At 72.2% G+C, this 25,225-nt stretch carries 15 protein-coding genes; 4 read left to right on the top strand and 11 right to left on the bottom strand.

The annotated features are described in order from the left end of the window. Window positions 1-35: 35 nt before the first annotated feature. Window positions 36-1,319 carry an MFS transporter gene (locus DLJ47_RS14455; protein WP_109900540.1) on the bottom strand — a complete coding sequence of 428 codons (1,284 nt, stop codon included), beginning with the start codon at window positions 1,317-1,319 and terminating at the stop codon, window positions 36-38. Window positions 1,320-1,530: 211 nt separating this feature from the next. On the opposite strand from DLJ47_RS14455, the gene DLJ47_RS14450 reads away from it, so the two are divergent. Next, window positions 1,531-3,408, top strand: a complete 1,878-nt coding sequence (locus DLJ47_RS14450; RefSeq protein ID WP_109900539.1) for a transketolase — start codon at window positions 1,531-1,533, stop codon at window positions 3,406-3,408. Between the two features lie 159 nt (window positions 3,409-3,567). After that, a complete protein-coding gene (locus DLJ47_RS14445; RefSeq protein WP_109900538.1) occupies window positions 3,568-4,896 on the top strand; it encodes a radical SAM protein in 1,329 nt (442 codons plus the stop codon). 121 nt (window positions 4,897-5,017) lie between these two features. Here the strand turns inward: DLJ47_RS14445 and DLJ47_RS14440 are convergent, their stop codons facing one another. The 10 genes from DLJ47_RS14440 to htpG form a co-directional block, all read right to left on the bottom strand. Beyond that, entirely contained in the window at window positions 5,018-6,991 is a 1,974-nt protein-coding gene (locus DLJ47_RS14440) for a hypothetical protein (protein WP_109900537.1), read from the bottom strand. A 190-nt stretch (window positions 6,992-7,181) separates the two neighbouring features. After that, a complete protein-coding gene (locus DLJ47_RS14435) occupies window positions 7,182-8,099 on the bottom strand; it encodes a cytochrome c biogenesis CcdA family protein (protein ID WP_109900536.1) in 918 nt (305 codons plus the stop codon). 2 nt (window positions 8,100-8,101) lie between these two features. Next, window positions 8,102-8,689: a redoxin domain-containing protein gene (locus DLJ47_RS14430; protein WP_109900535.1), complete on the bottom strand. Its 588-nt coding sequence runs from the start codon at window positions 8,687-8,689 to the stop codon at window positions 8,102-8,104. Window positions 8,690-8,809: 120 nt separating this feature from the next. Further along, window positions 8,810-12,844, bottom strand: coding sequence for a ThuA domain-containing protein (locus tag DLJ47_RS14425; protein ID WP_109900534.1), 4,035 nt, complete (start codon window positions 12,842-12,844; stop codon window positions 8,810-8,812). 189 nt (window positions 12,845-13,033) lie between these two features. Next, on the bottom strand, window positions 13,034-14,236 hold the full coding sequence (locus DLJ47_RS14420) for a multicopper oxidase domain-containing protein (RefSeq protein WP_199235849.1): 1,203 nt from the start codon (window positions 14,234-14,236) through the stop codon (window positions 13,034-13,036). Further along, window positions 14,233-15,201 (bottom strand): sugar phosphate isomerase/epimerase family protein, encoded by a 969-nt coding sequence (locus DLJ47_RS14415; RefSeq protein WP_109900533.1) that lies wholly within the window; start codon window positions 15,199-15,201, stop codon window positions 14,233-14,235. Before DLJ47_RS14415 ends, DLJ47_RS14420 begins: the two co-directional genes overlap by 4 nt. Before the next feature lie 19 nt (window positions 15,202-15,220). Continuing rightward, window positions 15,221-18,367, bottom strand: a complete 3,147-nt coding sequence (locus DLJ47_RS14410) for an OmpL47-type beta-barrel domain-containing protein (RefSeq protein ID WP_109900532.1) — start codon at window positions 18,365-18,367, stop codon at window positions 15,221-15,223. Window positions 18,368-19,058: 691 nt separating this feature from the next. Further along, window positions 19,059-20,231: a peptidoglycan DD-metalloendopeptidase family protein gene (locus tag DLJ47_RS14405; RefSeq protein ID WP_109900561.1), complete on the bottom strand. Its 1,173-nt coding sequence runs from the start codon at window positions 20,229-20,231 to the stop codon at window positions 19,059-19,061. A 262-nt stretch (window positions 20,232-20,493) separates the two neighbouring features. Next, window positions 20,494-20,907, bottom strand: coding sequence for a hypothetical protein (locus tag DLJ47_RS14400; protein WP_109900531.1), 414 nt, complete (start codon window positions 20,905-20,907; stop codon window positions 20,494-20,496). Between the two features lie 134 nt (window positions 20,908-21,041). Then, window positions 21,042-22,955, bottom strand: coding sequence for a molecular chaperone HtpG (gene htpG / locus DLJ47_RS14395; protein WP_109900530.1), 1,914 nt, complete (start codon window positions 22,953-22,955; stop codon window positions 21,042-21,044). A gap of 324 nt (window positions 22,956-23,279) precedes the next feature. On the opposite strand from htpG, the gene DLJ47_RS14390 reads away from it, so the two are divergent. Both DLJ47_RS14390 and tnpB read left to right on the top strand, forming a co-directional pair. Continuing rightward, a complete protein-coding gene (locus DLJ47_RS14390; protein ID WP_396836055.1) occupies window positions 23,280-23,846 on the top strand; it encodes an IS607 family transposase in 567 nt (188 codons plus the stop codon). Further along, window positions 23,843-25,222 carry an IS607 family element RNA-guided endonuclease TnpB gene (gene tnpB / locus DLJ47_RS14385; RefSeq protein WP_109900529.1) on the top strand — a complete coding sequence of 460 codons (1,380 nt, stop codon included), beginning with the start codon at window positions 23,843-23,845 and terminating at the stop codon, window positions 25,220-25,222. The genes DLJ47_RS14390 and tnpB overlap by 4 nt, the downstream gene beginning before the upstream one ends. Window positions 25,223-25,225 lie beyond the last annotated feature (3 nt).

The raw sequence follows: 25,225 nt of genomic DNA, 5'->3' as shown, positions 1-25,225 counted from the left end.
TCGCGGCTGCGCGCCGGTTGCCGTGCGCCGCCGGGCTACCGGGTGGCAGCGGGCGGGCGGTGCGGCCCCCACCGGCCACGCACGATGGTGACCAGCACGCCCAGCGCCACCAGTTGGAGGGCGGCGGTCACGGCGACCAGCAGCGGCACCGACGTCTCGTACAGCCCGCCGGCCAGCGCGCCACCGGCCGCGGCGGCGACCCCGACGACGGCGCCGAACACCCCGTACGCGGTGGCCCGCCGGCCCGGCCCGACCAGGTCCGCCACTGTCGCCTTGAGCGTCGACTCCTGCACGCCCAGCACCGCGCCCCAGAGCACCACGCCCGCCACCGCCATCCCGACGGTGGCCGAGAAGGCCAGCGCGGGCACGAGCGCGGCCACCACCGGCAGGACCACCAGCACGACCGCGCCGTACCGGTCGTACGCCCAGCCGGTGGCCACCGCGGCCAACGCGTCGACGACCATCGCCGCGGCGTACAACACGGGCACCGCCGAGGCGGGGAGCAGTCCCGCCGCGACGAGGTGGAAGGAGAGCACGCCGAACGTGGCGAACCCGGTCATGGTGAGCCCCGCGAACCCGGCGTACGCCCAGAACCGGCCCGGCAGCCGGGCGACCTCGGTGGCGCCCGGCACCCGCCGCGACGTCCGCTCCCCCGGCCCGGCAGGCGTGGCGGGCTCGTAGCGGACCGGCCGGGGGACCTGGACCCGCAACCACCCCACCAGCGCCAGGGCGAGTGCCCCGGGCACCGCGAGGACGAGCAGCGCGGGGCGGTAGTCGTCCCCGGTGGCCGCCAGCACACTGGCCACCGCGAGCGGCCCCACCAGCGCGCCGGCCTGGTCCAGCGCCTCGTGCACGGCGAACCCGCGACCGCGCCCGGTCACCGCCGCGGCGTGCGACAGCAGGGTGTCCTTCGCGGGCTGCCGGACGGCCTTGCCGACCCGCTCGGCGACGATCAGCGCGCACGCCACCCAGAGCACCGAGGTCAACCCGAGCAGCGGCACGCTGACGACGGTGAGCCCGTACCCGGCGATGGCCCACGCCCAGAACCGCCCGGTCCGGTCCGCCAGCGGCCCGGACACCAGCCGGAGCACCAGCGCGGCCGCCTCGCCGACGCCGGTGACCACGCCCACCACGAGGGCGCTGGCGCCCAGGTGGGCGAGGAACGGCCCGGTGATGGAGCGGGCGCCCTCGTAGACGACGTCGGCCAGCATCGCCACCACGCCGAACCAGATCACGAATCGCCACGCCGACAGCCGCCCGGCCGGGCCGGCCGGCCCGGCCGGCCCGGCGCCGGCCGGGCGTCCCGGACCCTGTGCCATGCCTCTGAGTCTCCGACCTGCCGACCGCCGCCACGGCGCCTTCGCCCGGCGCCGGCCGCCGGGTCGCACAAATCGGTGTTAACGGACGACGGCCCCGGTTCTTGACTACCGTAGGTGCCGAGCCGATCAGCGGAGAGCTGCCCAGCCGTGTGGCCGGACGGCCCAGGCGTGCTGGGCCGGCGCGGACACCCGAGGGCTGGAGGCGGTACCTATGACCATGGAAGCGGAGCGCGTACTGCGCGAGGAGGAGGTCGGCCAGCTGGCCGAGCTCGCCGCCCAGCTGCGGGTGGACGCGATCAGGTGCAGCACGAAGGCCGGGTCCGGGCACCCGACGTCGAGCCTGTCCGCCGCGGACCTGCTCGCCGTGCTGATCTCCCGGCACCTGCGCTACGACTGGGCGGATCCGGGCAACCGCGGCAACGACCACCTGATCTTTTCCAAGGGTCACGCCTCGCCGCTGCTGTACGCGGTCTTCAAGGCCGTCGGCGCGATCACCGACCAGGAACTGGTCGACACCTACCGGCAGTTCGGCTCACGGCTGGAGGGCCACCCCACGCCGGCGCTGCCCTGGGTCGACGTCGCCACCGGTTCGCTCGGCCAGGGGCTGCCGGTCGGGGTCGGCATCGCGCTGGCCGGCCAGCACCTCGACCGGCTGCCGGTGCACGTCTGGGTGCTCTGCGGGGACAGCGAGACGGCCGAGGGCTCGATCTGGGAGGCGCTGGACAAGGCCGGCCACTACGGGCTGCGCAACCTGACCGCGATCGTCGACGTGAACCGGTTCGGGCAGCGCGGTGAGACCGAGCTGGAATGGGACCTGGACACCTACCGGCGCCGGGTCGAGGCGTTCGGCTGCCGGGCGATCGTCATCGACGGCCACGACCTGGTCGCCATCGACGACGCGCTGGGCCGGGCCCGGCAGGCGACCGGCCCCACCGTGGTGCTCGCCCGCACGCTCAAGGGCAAGGGGGTGGCCGACATCGAGGACCAGCCGGGTTGGCACGGCAAGCCGATCAAGCCGGAGCAGGCCGAGCAGGCGGTCGAGGCCCTCGGCGGGGTACGCCAGATCCGGGTCACCGGGCCGCGACCCGAACCGGTCACCCCCGCCCCCGCCCCCGACCGCCGGCCGCCCGAGCTGCCGCGGTACGACAAGGGGGCGAAGGTCGCCACCCGCAACGCCTACGGGGACGCGCTGCGCGCGCTGGGCTCCCGGGCGGACGTGGTCGCCCTGGACGGCGAGGTCAGCGACTCCACCCGGTCCGACCGATTCGCCGAGGCCCACCCCGACCGGTTCTTCGAGATGTTCATCTCCGAACAGCAGATGGTCGCGGCGGCGGTCGGGCTCCAGGTGCGCGGCTACCGGCCCTTCGCCTCGACCTTCGCGGCGTTCCTCTCCCGCGCGTACGACTTCATCCGGATGGCCGCCATCTCCCGCGCCGACATCGCGCTGTGCGGCTCGCACGCCGGGGTGGAGATCGGGGCGGACGGCCCCTCGCAGATGGGGCTGGAGGACCTGGCCGCCATGCGCGCCATCCACGGCTCGACAGTGCTCTACCCGAGCGACGCCGTGTCCTGCGCCGCACTCGTCGCGCAGATGGTCAACTGCACGGGGATCACCTACCTGCGCACCACCCGGGGCGGGCACCCGGTGCTCTACGACAACGACGAGACCTTCCCGATCGGCGGCAGCAAGCTGCTGCGCGGCGGCGGGCACGACCACGTCGCACTGATCGGCGCCGGGGTGACCGCGCACAACTGCCTCGCCGCCGCGGACCAGCTGGCCGGCGAGGGGATCGAGGCCCGGGTCATCGACCTGTACTCGGTCAAGCCGCTGGACTCCGAGCGGCTGCTCGACGCCGCCCGGGACACCGGCGGCCGGCTGGTGGTCGTCGAGGACCACTACCCGGAGGGTGGCCTCGGCTCGGCCGTGCTGGAGGCGCTGGCCGACCTCGCCGTACCGGCGCAGGTGTGCCGGCTGGCGGTCCGCGGAATGCCCACCTCCGGGACCCCCACCGAGCTGATGGACCAGGCCGGTATCGGCGTGAGCGCCATCGTCACCGCCACCCGCGCCCTGCTCGCCCGGACCAGCTGACCCTCCCCCACCGGACCGACGGCCGGTGGATTCCTGGTCGGCCGGCGGGCAGCGGTAGCGTGACGGGGGACACGATCACCACCCGCCGCCGACGCGGTGTCGGCGGCAGGTGATGTGGTGACGCTGGCGACATGGACGGCGGACCGGGGGGAATGAGTCATGCAGACCCGCACTGATCTCATCGAGGATCTGATGGGGCGGTTCCCGCACGTGCCGCGGGAAGCGGTGATCAAGGAAGACCTGCTGCGCGGGGGCATGGCGTTCGACGACTCGGCGCTGACCGACAACGAGGGCGGCGAGGTCAAGCCGAAGTCGTACTTCATCTTCTCCTTCGATCACCGGACCCTGCCCGAGCTGGGCACCGCGGCGCTGCGCCGGCCGCCGGAGGAGATCGTGCTCAGCGGCGGCCCGTACGGGCTGCGCCGCACGGTCGTCTCGGTGCGGGTCAACCCCGACTCGCCGTACCGGGTCAAGGACAGCGGTGACGGGGTGCTGCGGCTGTTCCTGGACGACCGCCCGATCGCCGACGTCGGCCTGCCGCCGATGCCGGAGTACTACCGCCACACGCTGGCCAACGGCAAGTCGGTGATGGAGGTGGCCCCGACCATCCAGTGGGGCTACCTGATCTACCTGACCGTGTTCCGGGTCTGCCAGTACTTCGGCGCCAAGGAGGAGTGCCAGTACTGCGACATCAACCACAACTGGCGCCAGCACAAGGCGGCCAAACGCCCGTACACCGGGGTGAAGCCGGTCGACGAGGTGCTGGAGGCGATGGAGATCATCGACCGGTACGACACGCTCGGCGCCTCGCGGGCGTACACGCTGACCGGCGGTAGCGTCACCTCCACCGTCGAGGGGCTCGGCGAGGCCGACTTCTACGGCCGGTACGCCAAGGCGATCGAGGAGCGGTTCCCCGGCCGGTGGATCGGCAAGGTGGTCGCCCAGGCGCTGCCGAAGGCGGACGTGCAGCGCTTCCACGACTACGGCATCCGCATCTACCACCCCAACTACGAGGTCTGGGACAAGCGGCTGTTCGAGCTGTACTGCCCCGGCAAGGAGCGGTACGTCGGCCGCGAGGAGTGGCACCGCCGGATCCTCGACTCGGCCGAGGTCTTCGGCCCCCGCAACGTGATCCCCAACTTCGTCGCGGGCGTCGAGATGGCCGCGCCGTTCGGCTTCACCAGCGTCGACGAGGCGATCGCCTCGACCGCCGAGGGGCTGGAGTTCTTCATGTCCCGCGGCATCACGCCGCGGTTCACCACCTGGTGCCCGGAGCCAACCACCCCGCTGGGCCGCACCAACCCGCAGGGCGCCCCGCTGGAGTACCACATCCGGCTGCTGGAGGTGTACCGGGCGACGATGGAGGCGCACGGCCTGTCCAGCCCGCCCGGGTACGGCCCGGCCGGCCCCGGCAACGCGGTCTTCTCGGTCAGTTCGTTCATGGACAGCCTGCCCGCCGAGCCCGACCAGGCCGCCCAGCCGGCGTAGGCCGGCCGGCCGGTCCCCGCCCAGCCGGGTAGCTTCGCGGCGACCCGGGCGGCCGGCGGGGTCCGGCGCCGCCGCGACCCGGGCGGGTGACGGTGACCGCCGCCCGCCCGGGCCAGGATGTTCAGCGGGTGAGCTTGTACAGCTCGCCGCCCCGGGCGTAGTACATGACGCCGGTGGCGTCCATGGTCCACACGTCGGTGATGCCGGTGACCAGCTTCTCCACCGCCAGCGTCGTCGGGTCCACACAGGCGACGGTGGTCGAGAAGTTGCCGCAGACCGCGCCGTCCGGCGCGACCGCCAGGTGGTCGCTGCGCCAGACGTGGTCGACGTTCCAGTCGAAGGGCTCCACCTCGACGGTGTTGACCACCGTCCGGCTCGCCGGGTCGAACTCGAAGAGCGTGCCGACGGTCGACCCCCAGACCCGGCCGTCCGGCGCGACGATCAGTCGGGTGATCGCCTTGGCGCCCGAGATCGCCGGGCCCTCCCAGACCTTCGTCGCGGTCGCCGGATCCCAGAGGAAGAGCTTCGCCTCGGTCTGGGTCGGCGCGATGCCCAGGCCGCCCCAGATCCCGGTGCCGCCGAGCACCAGGTTCCCGACCGTGGCCAGCGCGGTCACGCTCTGCTGCGGTACGACGTCGCGGTGCACCTCCTTGGCCCCGGTGACCGGGTCGACCAGGGCGAGCGCCCCGCCGAGCTGGCCGTACTCGGGGATGGTGCCGAACGCGATCCGGTCGCCGACGCCGGTGATGGCGAACGGCCGGTCCTGGTGGTCGGTGCGCAGCGTGGCGAACTGGCGCGGGTTGGTGCCGCGCAGGATCGGCTTGGTCGGGTCCAGCTCGAACAGGTTCGCCCCGGGGTAGACGCCGGCGTAGATCTTGCCTTGGTAGGAGAGCAGGCCCTCGGCCTGGCCCAGCGCGCTGGCGTTCTCGGCGAAGGCGCCGGTGGCCGGGTCGTAGGAGGTGATCCCACCGCTGGGGTAGGCGCTGGACCAGATCCTGCCGTCCGGGCCGGCTTCGAGCGTCTGCAACTGGGCGGGCAGGCCCGGGACCGGCACGGTCACCACCTTCTTCGCCCCGGTCATCGGGTTGAAGTAGTACATCTTGCCGCTGAGGTCGATGGTGACGAGGGTGCGGCCGCGCCACTCGGGTCCACCGAGGTGGGTCCAGCCGAACCCGCGGGACGTGCCGTACCCGGTGAAGGCGGTCGGGGTGAGCGTCCGGGTCTTCAGGTTGTACGCCATCAGCCGGGCCGAGGTCGAGGCGAAGTAGACGTTGCCGTCGTCGTCCGGGGTGGAGAAGTCCAGCCCGCGGCCGTTGCCCAGCTCGGCGATCCACTCGCCGGTGGTCAGGTCGTGCACGAGCACCCGGTTGCTGTTGGTCACCCGGGCGAAGAGCGTCTTCTGGTGGACGTCGAGGTCGTAGACGAACTGCTCGGCGCGGTACTGCTCGGGCAGCGGGATCTCCCGCCGGGCCCCGGACTCGACGTCGATCTCGACCACCCGGGCGACCGTGCCCAGACCGGTGTAGATCTTGCCGTTGGCCACGCTGATGCTGCGCACGTACTGCTCACCGGGCCAGACCTGGCCGTAGTCGCGCACCGCTCCGGTGCGGTGGTCGACGGAGTAGACCTTGCCGGTGGGGAAGGTGCCGACGAAGACCCGCTTCCCGTCGTTCGCCAGACGCCAGGTCGCCGTCTCCCCCGGCGCCGGCGACCCCAGGTCCTCCACGTGGTCGGCGCCGGGGCGGTAGCGGAACAGCTTGCTGTCGGCCCCGATGTACGCGGTGCCGTCCGGGGTGACGGTGCCGCCCCACGAGCCGCCCGCGCCGGGCAGCGGCAGGGTCCGGACCACCGTCGCGGTGCGGGTGTCGATGACGTTGAGCGCGCCGGTGGTGCCACGCGCCACGGCGTACGCGTAGTCGCCGGCCGGGGTGGAGCCGAAGGTGGCACCGTAGATGGCCAGGTTGTGGTGCGGTACGCCGACCAGGGTCTCGGTCGCCGCGTCGGCGAGCGCGGGGGTGGCGGGTACGGCTGTGGCGGCGACCAGGGTCGCCAGGATCGCGATCGGCGCCAGGCGGCGCCGTCCAGTGAACGGCATAGGCATCCCTTCTCCGATTACGGTCGCCACCGTAAATCTGGATACATCGAAGGTCAACCGTGTAGGGCGAGCCGAAACCTCGCCTGGCTCCCCGGCAGGGGTTGCCCCACTGGGCCGGGGAGGTTACGGCTGCAGCCCTTATCGGCTAGCGATTCCTCGCGGAGCCGGCGGCAGCGGCGATGGCGGATGGTCAGCGGGTGGGCTGCCGACCCTGGTCCCGGCCAGGTGCCCGGCGCTTCTCCGGGTCGGCCGGGGTGCGGCGCAGGCGGAGCAGAGCGGCGCCGGCGGACAGGGCGAGCAGCACCAGAGCGACCGCCGCGACCGTCCCCGGGCCGAGCTCGGCCAGCCAACCGCTGATCGTGGTCTGGATCGCGCCGGCCGCGTCGATGACCGGGTCGTCCACACCGCCGGCGCCGGCGAAGAGTCGGATCTCGTACCAGCCGTACCAGGCCACGTAGCAGCCGGTGAGCACGAGGAGCAGGCCTGCGAGGCGGCCGAGCAGCGGTGCGGCGCGGCGGGTGCGGCGTACCAGGGACTCCCGGGCCAGCGCGACGGCCAGCGCGGCGATCCCGACCGCGAGTCCCATGCCCAGCGCGTACGCCAGGAACAGGCCGACGCCGGAGAGGGCGGACCCGGCGCGGAAGCCGGCGACCACGACGGCCAGGAACGGGCCGATGGTGCAGCCGAGCGAGGCGATGGCGTAGGCCGCGCCGAACAGCGCCATCGAGGTGAACCGCCGTCGGACCGCCGGCCCGGTGGCCAGTCGGGGCGCGAAGGTGGGCAACTGCCGGCCGGCCAGCAGCCAGCCCCCGGCGGCCACCAGGGCGAGCCCGATCAGTATCGACACCCACGGCAGCCGCCGGGCCACGGCGTCCGCCGCCGGCGCGGCGAGCAGTCCGAACGTGCCGAACACCGCGACGAAACCGACGGTCATCGCGCCGGTGAGCGCGAGCGCCCGGCCGATCGGGGCGAACGGTGCCCGGGCCGCCGCCGGACCGTCGCCCAGGACCAGCACCGACAGGTACGCGGGCAGGAGCGCGAACCCGCACGGATTCACCGCGGCCAGCAGGCCGGCACCCAGCGCGAGACCGTACGGGGCGTCCGGCATGCTCAGCTCAGCCCGCTGACCCGGTTGCGCAGTTCCGGCTGCGACAGTGGACCCGAGTACACGACGGTGCCGGCGGAGTCCAGCAGCACATAGTGTTCCTGACTGGTGACCTTGAACCGGCGCCACACCTGGCCGTCGTCGTCGGAAAGATTGGGAAAGCCGTCGATGCCGGTGTCCCGGGCGAACCGCCGCATCGCCTCGTCGCCACTACCCAGCCCGGCGACACCGATCAGGTTGACCCGCGCCGCATTGTCCCGCTGCACGGCGGCCACCTCACCGGCCACCCCTCGGCACCGGCTGCACCACGCGGCCCAGAACCACAGCACCGCCGGCTTGCCGGCGAGGCTACTGCCCGCGAACGTCCCACCGTCGATCGTCCGCGCGCTGAACGAGATCGTCTCCGGAAGCGCACCCGCGGTCGCGCCGGGGCTCGGCGCCGCCGCGGTCGACGGTGCCGCGTCGACCGACGTGGCGGTCGCGCCGCTCGGGGCGACGGGCCGCTCCTCGGCACCGCCGCAGGCTGTGAGAGCGAGGACGGCGGCGGTGAGCAGCGTCGCGATCGGGACAGTGGCGGCACGGGCACCGGGCATGATCGGATGGTAGTCGGCCCATCCGCTCCACCGTCCTTACCGACCGGTTACGGAACGGAGCCGGACGCGCGGCCGGGCCGGGCGCGGAGCAGGTCGCCTCCGCACCCGGCCCGGAGTTCGCTACAGCTCCCTGACCCGGACGTTGCGGATCTCGATCAGGTCGTTCGTGCCGTGGTTCTGCAACCCGACGAACCCGCTGAGGAACTGGCGCAGGTCGGTCGGCGGGTCGCCCTGGCGGGACGACGCCTTGCCCGGCGTGTTGTCGAACTCGTTGATCACGACCCCGTTGCGGGTGATCGTGTAGTGCTGCCCGACCACCCGGATCTCGTAGTCGTTCCACTGGCCCTTCGGCGTCACCCCGGCCTGGTCCAGCCCGACCGGGTCGAAGTTGTAGATCGACCCGGTCTTCTGCGGCTCACCGGTGGGCCCGTCGTAGATCTGGATCTCGTGACCGCAGTAGATCGCCACCCACGCCTGGGAACTGCGGGCCGAGCCGACCGTGCCGCAACTGTCGGCCGGTCGTTCCTCCAGCGGCGTGCGCGGGTCCGGGAACCGGACGAACGCGCCGCTGTTGGCGTACGTGGTGCCGGTGGACACGTCCCGGAACTGCAACCGCAGCGAGAAGTCGGCGAACTCCTGCTTGGCGTACCAGAGCATGCCGAGCCCGCCGGAGCTGCGGATCGAGCCGTCCGGCTGGAGCGTGAACGATCCGCCGGGCGCCTGCCGCCAGTCGGCCAACGACTGCGCGCTGCCGTCGAAGATCGGCTGGTAGCCGGGGACCTTGCCGATCGGCGACTGCGCCGCGGCCCGGTTCAGCGTGGCCGCCTCGCGGTTGTCGAGGACGCCGGCCTTGCGCAGGTCGCCCACCACAGCGGCGACGTGGCTGACGAACTGGCCGTGGTTGGCCCAGTTGCGCTCGTCGTCGATCAGGTCGTTGACCGTGCAGTCGCCGCCCACCCCGTGGTTGGCCACCCCGGTGTCGGTGTCGAGCATCCGCACCGTGGTGCGGGTGTCCGGCGCCGCGCACCCGACCACCACCTGGACCTTGCCGGTGGCCACCTCGCCGTCGGCGTAGGTCACCTTGACCGTCGCCTGGTAGGTGCCGTAGTCGGCGTACGTGTGGGTGGGGTTGGCCTCGCGGGACGGCGCGCTGCCGTCACCGAAGTTCCATTCCCAGGCCACGCCGCCGGCCTTGGCGCTGGAGAAGGCGATGGTCTTCGGGTTGCTCTGCGCGACCGCCCGCGCGGTCGCGTGGTTCGGGTTCGGCGTCGCCGGCCCGCCCTGGTAGGCGACCCGGATCAGCTTCTGGTTGGCGTGCAGGCTGAAGAAGCCGCCGGCGTAGTCGAGCAGGTACAGCGCGCCGTCCGGACCGAACTTCGCGTCCATCCAGGACTGGAGCTGGGTGCCGCCGCTGCCCGAGCGGATGATGCTGCGCAGGTCCTCGGCGAACGCCGGCGGTCCGTGGCTGTCGACCTTGCTCTTGTCGACGGTCACCGCGACCCGGTTGTTGGCGTTGGACTGGTCACCGATGAACCACTTGTCGTCCCAGTACTCCGGCCACGCCACGCCGCTGTCGACGTCGACGTTCTCCCGCTGGTACGTCGGGCCGTCCATGATGGCCTGCCCGCCGCCCTTGAGGTACGGCTGGGTGAAGGTCTCGTCGCCGACCTGGTACGTCGGCAGCCCGCTGCCGTCGGTGCGCTTCGGGAAGACCGGGCCGCCACCCTGGGGCGAGTACCAGATCATGTTGTCCCGGGCCGGCGGGATGTTCACCAGACCGGTGTTGCGCGGCGAGGTGTTCTTCAGGTTGTCGCAGTCGTACCAGCCGGTGAGCACGGTGGCGTCGGTGTTGCTGCGGTCCCGGTAGGGCTGCCGGTTGCCCATGCAGTACGGCCAGCCCTGGTTGCCGGCGGAGGTGATGATGGTGGCCGTCTCGTACTTCGCCGGGCCCAGCTCCGGGCTCGGGGCGCCGGCGTCCGGGCCGACCCAGGCGGCGGTCAGCCAGTCGTTGACCGGGTCCCAGGCGATCCGGGCGATGTTCCGCACGCCCATCACGTAGATCTCCGGGCGGGTCTTGCCGCCGCCCTCCTCGTTGCCGGTGAACAGGTTGCCCGGCGGGATGGTGTATGTGCCGTCGGGCTCCGGGTGGATCCGGAGGATCTTGCCGTTCAGGTCGTTGGTGTTGCCGGAGGTACGGCGGGCGTCCTGGAACGACACGCCCTGGTACTCCTGCGTCCAGTTGTTGCCGGAGTAGCCGTTCGAGCCACCGGAGGAGTTGCTGTCACCGGTGCCGATGTAGAGGTTGCCGGACTCGTCGAAGGTCATGCCGCCACCGGCGTGGCAGCAGCTGTGGATCTGCGTGTCCCAGTGCAGCAGGTCCTTGCGGGTGCTCTGGTCGATGGCCTGCTTGGCGGCGTCGTAGGTGAACCGGGACACCGTCCGCTGACCGATCCGCTTGACCCGGTCGATCGACTCGTGCGGCATCCAGTAGACGTACACCCAGCCGTTCTGCGCGAACTTCGGGTCCAGCGTGATGCCGACCAGACCCTCCTCGTTCTTGACCAGTTCGCTGCCGCTGCCCCGGTTGCCCATCACAGCCAGCGTGGTGAGCAGCTTGACCTGCTTGGTCTTCGGGTCCCACTGGTGGATGGTGCCGCAGCCGAGGCCGACCTTCGGGTCGTCCCAGCTGACCACCGGCCCGGACGGGCAGGCCGCCTTGCCGATGTAGAACAGCGTGCCGTCCGGCGCGATGGTCAGGCCGTGCGGCTCGCCGATCTGGTCGAGCTGGCCCGGCTGGTTGGTGGCGGTCAGCCGCTCGATCCGGTAGTTCGACGCGATGGTCGCCTGGCAGTCGCCGCGGACCAGGCCGGCGGTCCACCGGATGGCGCCGAGCAGGTGGCTGCGGAACTGCTTGTCGGTGGTGTAGCTGGCCTCGGTGCGGCCCATGCCGGTGTAGAAGGACCGGCCGCCGTCGTAGTCCTGGCACCAGGAGATCGGGTGGAAGGCGCCGTTGCCGCTCAGGCCCGGGTTGTAGGTGCCCTCCTCGACCTGGGCGACGGTGTGCACCCGGCCGACCGGGCTCGGGTCCCAGTTGATCCACTGGTCGGACCGCTTCATGGTCAGCGGCAGGCCCTCGTTGGCCGGGTGCTGCCGGTCGGTGAGGTCGACCACGGCCTCCTGCACCGTGCTGTCCGGCGGCGGGCCGGCGTCCGGGCCGATCAGCCACAGCTCGGCCAGTTGCACCAGCGGCTCGCCACTGTTCGCGGTGACGTTGAGCCGGTAGTGCTGGTAGGCCTTGTCGTTGGTGAAGCTGAACTGCCGGGTCTGGAACCGCTGCGGGAAGGTCTCGTTGCTGCGGGTGTCCAGGTCGGTCCAGGAGTTGCCGTCCTCGGAGCCCTGCAGGGTCCAGTTCTTCGGGTCCCGGCCGGGGAAGTCGTTGGCCGAGGTGAGCGCGTACCGGCTGACCACCACCGGCTTGGCCAGCTTCACCGCGAGCCAGCCGGTCGGGTTGAAGGTCAGCCACTTGGTGCCGGTCGAGCCGTCGATCGCCTTCGCGGCCGTCTCGTTCGGCGGGTTCTCGGCGCTCGCCGTGGCGCTGACCGGCTTCTCGGCGTTCGGCAGGCCGGCCGCCGGCCGGGTGCCGATCAGCCCGGTGAACCAGGCCGAGCTGGGCTGGGCGCGGGCCGCGTCGTGCACGCCGAGGAAGCCGCCACCGCCCTTGATGTACGCCTGGAACGCCGCCTCCTGGGCGTCGTTCAGGGCGACCCCGTTGGCGGACAGGAACACCACGGCCCGGTACCGGGCCAGGTTGCCGACGGTGAACACGCCCGGGTCGGCGGAGGCGTCGACGGCGAAGCCGTGCTCGCCGCCCAGGTCCCGGATCGCGTCGACGGCCTTGCCGACCGGGTCGTCCTGCTGGTCGACCGGGCCGTGGAAGACCAGCAGCTTCACTGCCGCGGCCTCGGCTGCGGCGGCCTGCACGGGTGCCGGGGCGGCGGCCTGCGCGGGCAGGGCCAGCAGCCCGAGCGCCAGCACGGCGCTCGCGGCGAGCGCGCCGGTGCGCCGTACGACCCGGCGGGTGGGTGGTGGGGAGGCTGTGACGTCGACGGGTGGGCATCCGACCCATCTGGACAGCCGGGAGCGGTGCTGAGCCATCTCGACTCCTTCACAGGTGAGGTGTGGCGGAGGTGCGTTGTCCGAGCGGTTCGAGCAGGAGGCGGTGCGGTCGGGGTTGGCGGGCGCGGACCACGGCGGTGGCACGCTCCGGTGGCGGCTGCCGGTCCGTTCAGCTCCGGACGGACCGGCAGCCACCGGCCCTCGTCGGCGGCGCGGCGGCCGCCGGCGTCACTTGTGCTGGTGCTGCCCGGCGGCGGTGTCCGCGCCGGTGGTGGCGCCGGCCGCGGTGCCGCCGGCCGGGTGGGAGTGGTCGTGGCCGGGCGGCATGTTCCCGTTCTCGTCCAGGACGTGCAGCATCGTCGACATGCCGCCGTCGGAGTGGAACTGCATGTGGCAGTGCAGCATCCAGTGGCCCGGGCCCACCGAGTCGCCGGCGGTCACCGTGACGCCGAACGAGTCGCCGGGGCCGAGCGGCTTGTTGTCGATGGCCTGGACGAGATCGGCGAAGGGTTCCCCGTTGGGCAGCACCCCGGTGCGGTTGTCCGCCCAGGCGTGCCCGTGCAGGTGGAAGGTGTGCATGTCGTTGCCGATGCCGACGACGATGAACTCCACCTTCTCGCCCTTGCGGGCGACCAGGCAGGTCGGTCCCGGCTGCGGTTGCTGCGCGTCGCAGGTGTCGGCGGCGGCGCCCCGGCGCAGGTTGATGCTCTGCCGGTCACCGAAGACCACTGTGTAGGTGCGGTCGGGCTTCGGGTCGCCGGGCCGGCGGACCACCAGCCCGCCGAAGAGCCCCGCGCCCAGGCCCTGGGTGCCGTGCGGGCCACCCACCACGTGGTCGTGGTACCACCAGTGGCCGGCCGTGCCCGGCGCGCCGGTCTTCTTGTTGCGCTGCTGGGCGAACCAGGTGTACGTGCGCGACTCGCCGGGCGGGACGAACGAGCCGGACTGCACAGTGCCGTCGGAGAGCTGGGTGTACTTGACCCCGTGCACGTGCAGCGAGACGCCGAGCGGGTGCGCCGGGTCGGTCCGTAGCTGCTCCAGGGTGGCCGCGGGCACCTGGTTGTGCACCGTGATGGCGAGGCACTCGCCCTCGGTCATCTCGATGGTGGGGCCCGGGTAGGAGGCGGTCTGCGGGGTGAGGCCGTAGCCGAGTCGGACCTGGGTGCCGTCCTTGGGCAGCTCCACCGCGTACAGCTGCATGGTGCGGTCCGGCTTGGCGCAGCCCTCCGGCCGCTCGGCGAAGAACGACCCGGTGCGGGCGGCCGCCAGGCCGCCAGCACCGACCAGGGTGAGCAGCACGGTGGCCGCCACCACCAGCAGCCGGCGGGTGCTGGAGCGGGGGCGGCGCGGCTCGCCGCCCCGGTCGTCGCCGGTCACGCCGCCGTCAACCGGCGGTGGCGGTTCGTCTTCGACCAGCCGCCAGGCGCTCACCGTTCACCCCGCAGGTCGACGATCCGCTGGTAGCTGCGCTCGGCGGCGCCCAGCGAGCCGGGCGGGTTCGGCTGGGCGTTCGGCGCGGTGTCCTGCTCCCACAGGTAGGTGAACCGGCCACCGCCGTCGAGTTCGGTGAAGAACTCGGCGAACGGGATGGTGCCGGCGCCGAACTCCACGTCCAGGTAGGAGTTGCCCTGCTGCGGGTCGGGCAGCGGGACGCCGTCCTTGACGTGGAACAGCGGGAATCGGTGCGGGTGGGCCTTGACGTAGTCCACCGGGCGGAACCCCGGGTACTTGCGGGCGCCGCCGTACGCCCACAGGATGTCCAGCTCCAGGAACACGTACCGGGGGTCGGTGAGTTCCAGGAACAGGTCGTACAGCCGCACGTCGGGCCGGTCGAGCGCGAAGCTGAACTCGATGGTGTGGTTGTGCTGGTAGAGCTTGATGCCACGGGCCGCGGCGGCGGCGCCCCAGGTGTTGAACTCGGCGGCGGCGGCCTGGTAGCCGGCGATGGTGCGGTTGCCGGTGGGCGCCGACGCGGTGCCGATGGCCGGCATGCCGAGCGTCTCGGCGACGTCCAGCTCCCACTCCAGGTTGTTCCGGAAGTCACCCAGCCCGCGGTGGCTGCCGGCCGCCTTCAGCCCGTTGTCGTCGAGCAGCTGGCGGATCTGCGCCGGCGTGATCGGGCCGACCGCGCCCTGGCTGTAGCCGGCGAACTCCACCTCCCGGTAGCCGATCCGGGACAGCTCCTCGAACACGGCAGCGAAGCCGAACTGCGCGATCTTGTCGCGGACGCTGTAGAGCTGGATGCCCAGGTGCCCGCGCGGCACCAGGTGCCCGTTCGAGGCGCCGCCGGCTGCCGCGGCGGGCAGCGCGCCGGCGAGGCTGGCGGCGCCGACCGCGACGGTGGAGCCGGCGAGGCCCCGCAGCAGCGCCCGGCGGTCGATCCTGTGTTTCGCCATGGTTGGTTCCCTTCGCTCGTCAGCAGCAGCTGGTCGAGGTGGCAGAGGACGGCGCGCCGCCGGGGCAGCACGGGGACAGCGGCGCGATCCGTACGTCGCGGAAGCTCACGACGTCGCCGGTGCCGTGGTTCTGCAGGCCGATGTAGCCGCTGGCGTGCTGACGCCCGGCGCCGCCGGGGTCGTCGGCCCGGGGCGGGCTGAACACCGCGTCCGGGGTGTTGACGTATTCGTTGATCAGCTCGCCGTTGCGGAACACCGAGTAGTGCTGGCCCACCACCCGGATCTCGTAGTCGTTCCAGGTGCCCTTCGGGGTGACCCGCGCGCCGTCCAGGTCGACCCGGTCGAAGCCGTACACCGAGCCGCTCTTGTACTGGTCACCGTCGGGCCGGTCGTAGATCTGCAGCTCGTGGCCGTACTTGATGGCCACCCACTCGGGCCGGGACTCGGCGGGGTGCCCGTGCACGTTCGGGAAGCGGACGAAGACCCCGCTGTTGGCCCGGCCGGTGCCCGGCGCGTCGTCCCGCCACCGCAGCTTCAGCGAGAAGTCGCCGTACTCCGCGGTGGGCAGCCAGAGCATGCCCAGGCCGGGAACGGCGCGGCTGGTGATCGACCCGTCGGCGTTGCGGGTGAACCCACCCGCCCCGACGTGCTCCCACCGGTTGAACGAGGCCGCCGAGGAGTCCAGCAGCGGGCGGTAGCCGCTCTTCTGGTCCGGCTTGCCGACACCGGAGCGGGCGGCGGCGCTGACCAGGCGGCCGTGCTCCTTGTGGTCGATCACGCCCAGGTGGTGCAGGTGCTCGGCGATCTCGGTGACGTGCTTGACGAACTGGCCGTGGTTCGGCCACTCGCGCTCGTCCTCGATGGCGTTGTTGATCGTGCAGGCGCCCTCGACGACCCGGTTCGGCACGCCGCTGTCCACGGTGCCGAGCCAGACCGTCGGCCGGGTGTCCGGCACCGGGCAGCCCGGCTCCCCGCTGGCCACGACGGTGAAGGTCACCGACGCGGTGCCCGAGGTGTTGCCGGCCTTGTCGGTGGCCCGGTAGCTGACGGTGTGCGCGCCGGGCCGGTTCACCGTCACCGGCGCGGTGTAGCGGGCGTACGGCTGTCCGTCGAGGGAGTACTCGATCCGGTCGACGCCGGAGCCGGCGTCGGCGGCGGTGAGGATCACCGTGGCGCTGCCCAGGTAGGCGCCGTCGTCGTCGAGCTGGCCGGAGAGCGCGGCCGTGACGGTCGGCGGGGTGGTGTCCGGCGCCGGCGGGTCGACCACGGTGAAGGACACCGACTGCGGCGTCGAGGTGTTGCCCGCCTTGTCGGTGGCCCGGTAGCTCAGCGTGTGCGCGCCGACCTGGTTGACCGTCACCGGCGCGGTGTAGGTCGCGTACGGCTGCCCGTCGAGGGAGTACTCGATCCGGTCGACGCCGGTGCCGGCGTCGGTGGCCGACACGGTGACGGTGGCGGAGCCGACGTACGCCCCGGCGTCGTCCCGCTGGCCGCTCACCGTGGCGGTCGCCGTGGGGGGCGTGGTGTCCGGCGCCGGCGGCCGCACCACCGTGAACGACACCGACTGCGGCGTCGAGGTGTTGCCCGCCTTGTCGGTGGCCCGGTAGCTGACCGTGTGCTGCCCCGGCTCGCCGACCGTGACCGGCGCGGAGTACGCGGCGTAGGCGGCCCCGTCGAGCGAGTACTCGATCCGGTCGACGCCCGACTCGCTGTCGGTGGCCGACAGGGTCACCGTCGCCGACCCCACGTACGCCCCGGAGTCGTCCCGCTGCCCGGTCACCGCCGCGGTCACCGCCGGCGGCGTGGTGTCCGGCGCCGGCGGCCGCACCACGGTGAACGACACCGACTGCGCCGCCGAGGTGTTGCCGGCCTTGTCGGTGGCCCGGTAGCTCAGCGTGTGCTGGCCGAGTTGGTCGACAGTCACCGGCGCCGAGTAGGCGGCGTACGGCTGCCCGTCGAGGGAGTACTCGATCCGGTCGACGCCGGAGTCCTCGTCGGTGGCGGACAGGGTGACCGTCGCCGACTCCAGGTACGCCCCGGTGTCGTCCCGCTCCCCCGCCACCGCTGCGGTGACGGTCGGCGGGGTGGTGTCCGGTGTCGGCGGCTCGACCACGGTGAACGACACCGACTGCGCCGCCGAGGTGTTCCCCGACCTGTCTGTCGCCCGGTAGCTCACCGTGTGCTGGCCGACCCCGTCGACCGTCACCGGCGCCGAGTACGCCACGTACGCCCCGCCGTCCAGCGAGTACTCCACCCGGGCGACGCCCGACTCGGTGTCGGTGGCCGACAGCGTCACCGTCGCCGCGCCCACGTACGCCCCGGCGTCGTCCCGCTGCCCGGTCACCGCGGCCGTCACGGTCGGCGGCGTGGTGTCCGGGGCGGGCGGCTCCACCACGGTGAACGACACCGACTGCGGCGTGGAGGTGTTGCCCGCCTGGTCGGTGGCCCGGTAGCTGAGCGTGTGCTGGCCCGGCTGGTTGACCGTCACCGCCGCGGTGTAGGTGCCGTAGGTGCCGCCGTCGAGGGAGTACTCGACCCGGTCGACGCCGGAGCCCTCATCGGTGGCGGAGAGCGTCACGGTCGCCGCCCCCAGGTAGGCGCCGTTGTCGTCCCGCTCGCCCGACACCGTCGCGGACGCGGTCGGCGGGGTGGTGTCCGAGCTGCCGCCGGTGACGACCAGGAGGCCGGCCATCCCGCCGTGGCCCGGGATCGCGCAGAAGTACCGGTAGGTGCCGGGCGAGAGCACCACGTCCACGGTCCACCGGCCACCGTTGGCGTCCGTCGGGTCGGCCAGGATGTTCACGTCGACGTCGCTGTTGTACGCCGGGTTGGTGGTGTCGAAGGTCAGGGTGTGCTGCATGCCGGTGGTGTTGCCGGTAGCGGCACTGTTCTCGAACACCAGCGTCGCCGGCCCGGCCACGGCGGTGGTGGGCGCCGACAGGTACGACAGGAAGTTGTCGCCGGCGGTCCAGGTGAGCACCTGGGCCTGCAGCTGGCGCGGCGCCTCGCTGCCGGCGGTCGACCGTCCCGCGTCCAGCGGGCGCGCGGTCGCCGGCGCGGCGGCCAGCCCGGCGGTCAGCGTCAGCAGGACCGCCGTGGCGACCGCGGTGATCGATCTGCGGAGCCGGCCCCGGGGGCGCCGGCCGGGCGGTGAGTACCCGTTCATGGATGCCTCTCTCACGGTCCAAGAACTCTTCTGATCGACGTATGTCGTTGCGCTGCCGGTCCGCGCGCCCCCTCCCCGGGCCGCACGAGATCCCCGGCCGTGACCCGATGTCACGGTCGTCCTGAGTTGTGTGGGGGTCTGCCTGGGTCAGCGGGCGAGCCGGATCGCCCGCGGCGCCAGACACGGTTCCGCGTCGGAGCTGACGGGGTGTGGGTCGAGAAGGGACGGGCATCGGTCAAGCCACGGCGCTTGCGCGCCGGGGCGCCTGCGTGGGGCGCCGACCCGGGGTGCCATCCCTGGTCCTAGCCGTGGCCGCCGGACGTGTTGCGCCGCCCTCGGCCTCGATCGAGAGTCACCGTGCCGTCGGTTCATCTCGCTGGAACATATCGATGTGTCCCAACACTACTAACTTGCCATCGACGTGTCCAGACCTTTCGCTGACGTCGTCGGTACTTTTCTCCAGACAGACGAAAGTGCGTAGCGTGTCAACCCACGACGGCGTTACATGCCCCGTCCGTCCTTCGCGGACCGGCCGTCCGGCGACCGTGGATCGAGGGCGGAACGACATCGGCCGGCGGCACCCGAGGGTGCCGCCGGCCGATCGGGATACAGCTGTCGTGGTGCGCCGGTCAGGACCGGGCGGGACGGGCCCGACGCCGTGGCCGAGCCGGGGGCCGGGGTCGGGCTCGGCTCAGCACCAGCCGTTGACCGGGCCGTTCACGCCGGTCCACAGGTACGCGTCGGAGACCCAGCTGCCGTCGGTGAGCCGGTCCCACAGGGCGGTGGCGCCGTACCGACCGGTGTGCGTGGTGCCGTTCGCCGAGCAGGAGATGCTCACCGTGGCGCCGTCGGCGACCGACCCCAGTACGGCGTAGCCGGTGCCCGGGCCGGCCCGGCGGGTCAACGTGCCGCCGCCGTTGGCGTCCACCACCGCCTGGGTGAGGCCCAGGGCGCCGTAGTTGTAGAGCGAACCGCCGGCGCCGACCCACGCCGAGCCGTGCCGCGCCCCGCCCTGGTAGGCCGCCGCGCCGTTGCCGAACACCCACTTGCCGATGTCGTGCCCGGCGATCGGCACGTACGCCCCGTTCTGCCGCAGTCCGAAGTGGACGTGCCGGCCGTAGGCGGCCCCGCCGCAGGTGACGTCGGTGCCGGTGTAACCGAGGTACGCCCCCTGGCCGACCGCCGCGCCGTTGACCGAGATGCTGCTCCACAGGTGGTAGTAGTCGGTGGAGTAACCCCGGTCGTGGATCACCCGGATCCAGCCCTGGCACATGGTGTACGCGGTGCCGGCCCGCGCGGCCCGGACCACCTGGTCGCCTCCGGCGAGGTCGACCGAGCTGTACGGCGACTCGCTGCCGCCCCAGCCGTGCGGGCCGCCGCCGAGCGTCCAGGTCTGCCCGACGGCGAACGGCAGGGCCATCCCGGTGCGGTAGTCGCCACCGGCGTACATCGGGCTCGGCGCGGTGCCGAAGACGGCCTTCTCCGCGGCGCTGACCAGCGGCGACTCGGCGGCCAACGCGGCGAAGCCGGGCTCGCCGTCGAACGCCACCCGCCAGGCGCCGGCCCTGCCGTGGGCCACGAAGACCGCGCCGACCGGGTGCGCGTCCTCGGTCCGCGGGGCGACCGCGACGGCCGTGCCGAACGCCCAGCGGCCGTCCCGCCGGGTGACCGTGATCCGGGTGTCGGGCCGGTCGGCGACCACCGCCCCGGCCACCCGGGCCTGCCCCAGCAGCTTCGCGGTCACCGCCGCCTCGACCGTGCCGCCGGCCGGTGCCGCCACGGCGGTGTGCACAGTGGCGGTCAGGACCAGGCCCGCCGTGGCCAGCGTCGCGGTGGCGACGCCGGCCCATCGTCGTGGGTTCATCATTGCCAACCCCTTTTCATAGAAGGTTGTCGCTGCACGATGAGCCGACGATAGGTAACCGATCGAAGGATGTCTACGTCATGCGTCGGGTGCGGTGAAGGTATGTTTCGGCTACCGGCCGGCTCACCGTCCCGCCGGGCGTCGCCCCCTGGTCGAGACGCCCGACCCGGTCGACTGCCCGAAGGTGGGGCCGTCCTGGGCGCCGTACCGCTGGTGGCGCTGCCGCACCGGGCCGGCTGGACCCGGCCTTCCCGGCGGAGGGTCAGCCGGGCGGGCGACCGGATCGGACCGTCGGCGAGCGGCGGTCGACCCGGCCGGCGCGCAGCAGCCAGCGCCAGCGCGGAAGCTCCGCGGCCACCGTCGCCAGGGCCAGCGCCGCCACGGCGATCGCGACGCCGCGCGGCCACGCCACCCACGCCGACCAGACGGCCGCGACCAGTTGCAGCAGCACCAGGGCGATGGTGACCACGCCGGGCACCGGAACCAGCACGTGGGGCTTGTCGCCAGGGGTCGCGAAGACGGTCGGCAGCCCCACGAGCACCACCACCGCGGCGATCGCCAGCGGCACCGAGTGCCCGGCGAGCGCCCACGGCGTCGCCACCCAGGCGATCAGCTCGGTGCCGAAGCGCAACGCGGAGGCCAGCCCGGGACGGTTCGGCGAGCTCAACTCGGTCACCGGGCGAGTATGGCCGCCGCCCGCCACCGCAATCCACCCGAGCACCGGGACGCCCGCTCGGCTCCCGGTCACGCCGTGCGGTCGCCCGAACCGCTCCGGCCGCGGGCACGTGCCCGCGGCCGGAGCGGGCGGCGTCAGAGGGTACGGGCGAGCCGGTCGGCGAGGATCCTGGTGAACCGCGACGGGTCGGCCAGTTCCCCACCCTCGGCGAGCAGCGCGATGCCGTAGAGCAGCTCGGCCGTCTCCTTCAGCGACTCCTCGGTGCCGCCCTGCTCGTGCGCCTTGCGCAGGCCGGCGACCAGCGGGTGCCCCGGGTTGAGTTCGAGGATGCGCTTCACCGCCGGCACCTCGTGCCCCATCGCCCGGTACATCTTCTCCAGCGTCGGGGTGATGTCGTGGGCGTCGCCGACCACGCAGGCCGGCGAGGTGGTCAGCCGGGACGACAGGCGTACCTCCTTGACGCTGTCGGCCAGCGCCTCGCCCATCCAGGTGAGCAGGTCGGCGTAGTCCTGGCGCTGCCGCTCCCGCTCCGCCTCGGCCTCCTTCTTCTCCTCCTCGGTGTCCAGGTCCACCTGGCCCTTGGCGATGGAGCGCAGGGTGCGGCCGTCGTACTGGCCGACCCGCTCGACCCAGACCTCGTCGACCGGGTCGGTGAGCAGCAGCACCTCGTAGCCCTTGGCCCGGAACGCCTCCATGTGCGGCGAGTTCTCGATCATGCTGCGCGACTCGCCGGTGGCGTAGTAGATGTCGCTCTGACCGTCCTTCATCCGGGCGACGTAGCCGGCGAGGTCGGTCAGCTCGGCCGGGTCGTTGGTGGAGGCGACCGACAGGATCTCCAGGAGGGTCTCCTGGTTCTCCAGGTCGTCGATCAGGCCCTCCTTGACCACGGCGCCGAACTCGCTCCAGAAGGTCCGGTAGCGCTCGGCGTGGTTGGCCTTCAGGTCCTTGACCGTGGCGAGGATCTTCCGCACCAGCCGGCGCCGGACGACCTGGATCTGCCGGTCCTGCTGGAGGATCTCCCGGGAGATGTTCAGCGACAGGTCGTGCGCGTCCACCACGCCCTTGACGAAGCGCAGGTAGTTCGGGGTGAGCGCCTCGCAGTCGTCCATGATGAAGACGCGCTTGACGTAGAGCTGCACGCCGCGGCGGCCCTGCGGGGAGAACAGGTCCAGCGGCGCGTGGGAGGGGATGAAGAGCAGGGCCTCGTACTCGAAGGTCCCCTCACCCTTCATGTGCACGATCTCCAGCGGGTCGGCCCAGTCGTGGCTGACGTGCTTGTAGAACTCGTGGTACTCGGCGTCGTCGACCTCGTCGCGGGACCGCGCCCAGAGCGCCTTCATCGAGTTGAGCGTCTGCACCTCGCTGGTGGTGTCGCCCTCGGCGCCGGTCCGCTCCACGGTCATCCGGATCGGCCAGGCGATGAAGTCCGAGTACCGCTTGACGATCTCCCGGATCGTCCACTCGGCGGTGTAGTCGTGCAGGTTGTCGTCGGCGTCCGCGGGCTTGAGGTGCAGGGTGACCGAGGTGCCCTGCGGCGCGGAGTCCACCGGCTCCACGGTGTAGGTACCCTCGCCGGTGGACTCCCAGCGGGTGCCCCCGGACTCGCCCGCCTTGCGGGTGGTCAGCCGCACCCGGTCGGCGACCATGAAGGCGGCGTAGAAGCCGACCCCGAACTGCCCGATCAGTTCCTGCTTGGCGCCCGCGTCCGCCGACTCGCGCAGCTTGCGCAGCAGCTCCGCGGTGCCGGACTTGGCGATCGTGCCGATCACCTCGATCACCTCGTCACGGGACATGCCGATGCCGTTGTCCCGGACGGTCAGCGTCCGCGCCGCCTTGTCGACCTCGATCTCGATGTGCAGGTCGTCGGTGTCGACGACGAGGTCCTTGTCGACCAGCGCCGCCAGGCGCAGCTTGTCCAGCGCGTCGGAGGCGTTCGAGATCAGCTCCCGCAGGAAGACGTCCTTGTTCGAGTAGATCGAGTGGACCATCAGCTGGAGCAGCTGACGCGCCTCGGCCTGGAACTCCAACGTTTCGGCCCGGTCGGTCACACCGTGTCCTTTCTTCTCGCGCCCATGGGGGTTCGCGGAAAGGATACGAGCCGTCGCCGATCGCACCCGCCGGGTAGTCCGGGGACCGACACCCGCACCGGGGACGCCGGCCCACGGCAGGACACGTATTGACAACTGTCGACGTCAGCGCGACCCTGACGAGAGAGCGCTCTCTCACTCGCCCCGGGCACAGCACACACCACCACTTCTGGCCAGGGAGCTCCGATGCCTTTTCGGCGGCGGCGGAGGGGTTAGCATCTGTTGGTCCGTTGGTCGTCACTAGCGCTCATAGGTGGGCTGTAGTGGCGTGGTGAACTTGAAGGGGTGGGCGGCGGCCACGGGATTTCGTACGCGACTGCGAGGCGGCGCTACGAGTCGGGGACGCTGCCCGTTCCTGCGAATCGGCTTGGTCGCCTGATCATCGTTGGGGAGCCTGTCATTGGTGCCGCTGCCGGTTCGGGACACACTGTGGTGTACGCGAGGGTGTCGTCGGCGAATCAGGAGCCGGACTTGGACCGGCAGGTCGCCCGGGTGGCGGTGTGGGCCACGGGCCAGAAGCTTGCCGTGGACCGGGTGGTGACCGAGGTCGGCTCGGCACTCGATGGGCATCGCCTGAAGTTTCTTGCCCTGCTGCGCGACCAGGCCGTGTCAACCATCGTGGTCGAGCACCGGGACCGGTTCGCTTGTTTCGGTGCCGAGTATGTCGAGGCGGCCCTGGTTGTGCAGGGTCGACGGTTGCTGGTGGTCGATCCGGCCGAGGTGGACGATGACCTGGTCGGTGACGTCACCGAGATCCTGATGTCGCTGTGCGCCCGCCTGTATGGGCGGCGTGCCGCGGTGGACTGCGCGCGCCGTGCCGTCGAGGCGGCCACCAAGGACGGGTCGGCGTGAAGACGGTCCAGGCGTACCGGTTCGCCCTCGATCTCACTGCGGGCCAGGAACGCGACGTATACGCGCACGCCGGGGCCGCGCGGGTCGCGCACAACTGGGCGCTGGCGCGAGTCAAGGCGGTCATGGATCAGCGGGCCGCCGAGCGCACCTACGGCCTCTCGGATGACCAGCTCACCCCCACCGTGTCGTGGACGCTGCCCGCCCTGCGGAAGGCGTGGAACGCCAGCAAGGAACAGGTCGCGCCGTGGTGGCGGGAGTGCTCGAAGGAGGCGTTCAACACCGGCTTGGACGCGTTGGCCCGCGCGTTGAGGAACTGGGTCGATTCCCGCAACGGCAAGCGCGCCGGGCGGCCGGTCGGGTTCCCGCGGTTCAAGTCCCGCCGCCGCAGCACTCCGTCCGTGCGGTTCACCACCGGCGTGATCCGGGTCGAGCCCGGTCGGATGCATGTGGTGCTGCCCCGGTTGGGCCGGTTGAAGCTGCATGAGTCGGCCCGCAAGCTCGCGCGCCGTCTGGACAACGGCACCGCCCGGATCATGTCCGCGACCGTGCGACGCGACGGCGGCAGGTGGCACGTGGCGTTCTGCGTCGAGGTCGAACGCGCCGAGCGGACCCCGGCCCGGCCGGACGCCGTGGTCGGCGTGGACGTCGGGATCAAGCACCTCGCAGTGCTGTCCACCGGCGAGCTGGTCGACAACCCGCGTCACCTGCTCGTCGCACAGGCCCAGCTCCGGGCGTTGAGCCGAACGCTGTCGCGAAAGATCGGTCCGGACCGGCGGACCGGACGCCGAGCGTCGAACCGGTGGCAGCGTGCCGCGAGCTGGCTCGGCCGCGCGCACGCCCGGGTGGCGAACCTGCGCCGCGACGGCCTGCACAAACTCACCACCCGACTCGCCCGCGAGTACGGCACGGTCGTGGTGGAAGACCTCAACGTGGCCGGCATGCTCGCCAACCGGCGGCTGGCCCGCCATATCGCCGACGCCGGGTTCGCGGAGATCCGCCGCCAGCTTGCCTACAAGACCGAATGGAACGGCGGTCGGCTGCTGGTAGCCGACCGCTGGTATCCGTCCTCGAAGACCTGCTCAGGCTGCGGCGCGGCGAAAGCCAAGCTGGCCCTTTCTGAGCGCGAGTATCACTGCCAGGCGTGCGGTCTGGTCATCGACCGGGACCGCAACGCCGCCCTGAACCTGGCCGCCCTGACGGCTGAGTTCGACACCGCCGGGAGTGGCCCGGTGGCAGCACGTGGAGCCGACCAGAAGACCCGCGTACGCGGGCAGGTGGCTGTGAAGCGTGAACCCGGCACGGCACTCGCCGGTCAGACCGGGACCGTCCCACCGCAAGGCGGGGCTACCAACCGTGTGCTCACCAGAGCGCACTAAAAG

The sequence above is a fragment of the Micromonospora sp. S4605 genome (assembly GCF_003176715.1).
GTDB lineage: Bacteria > Actinomycetota > Actinomycetes > Mycobacteriales > Micromonosporaceae > Micromonospora > Micromonospora echinaurantiaca.
This window is presented reverse-complemented; position numbering and strand designations above follow the sequence as displayed.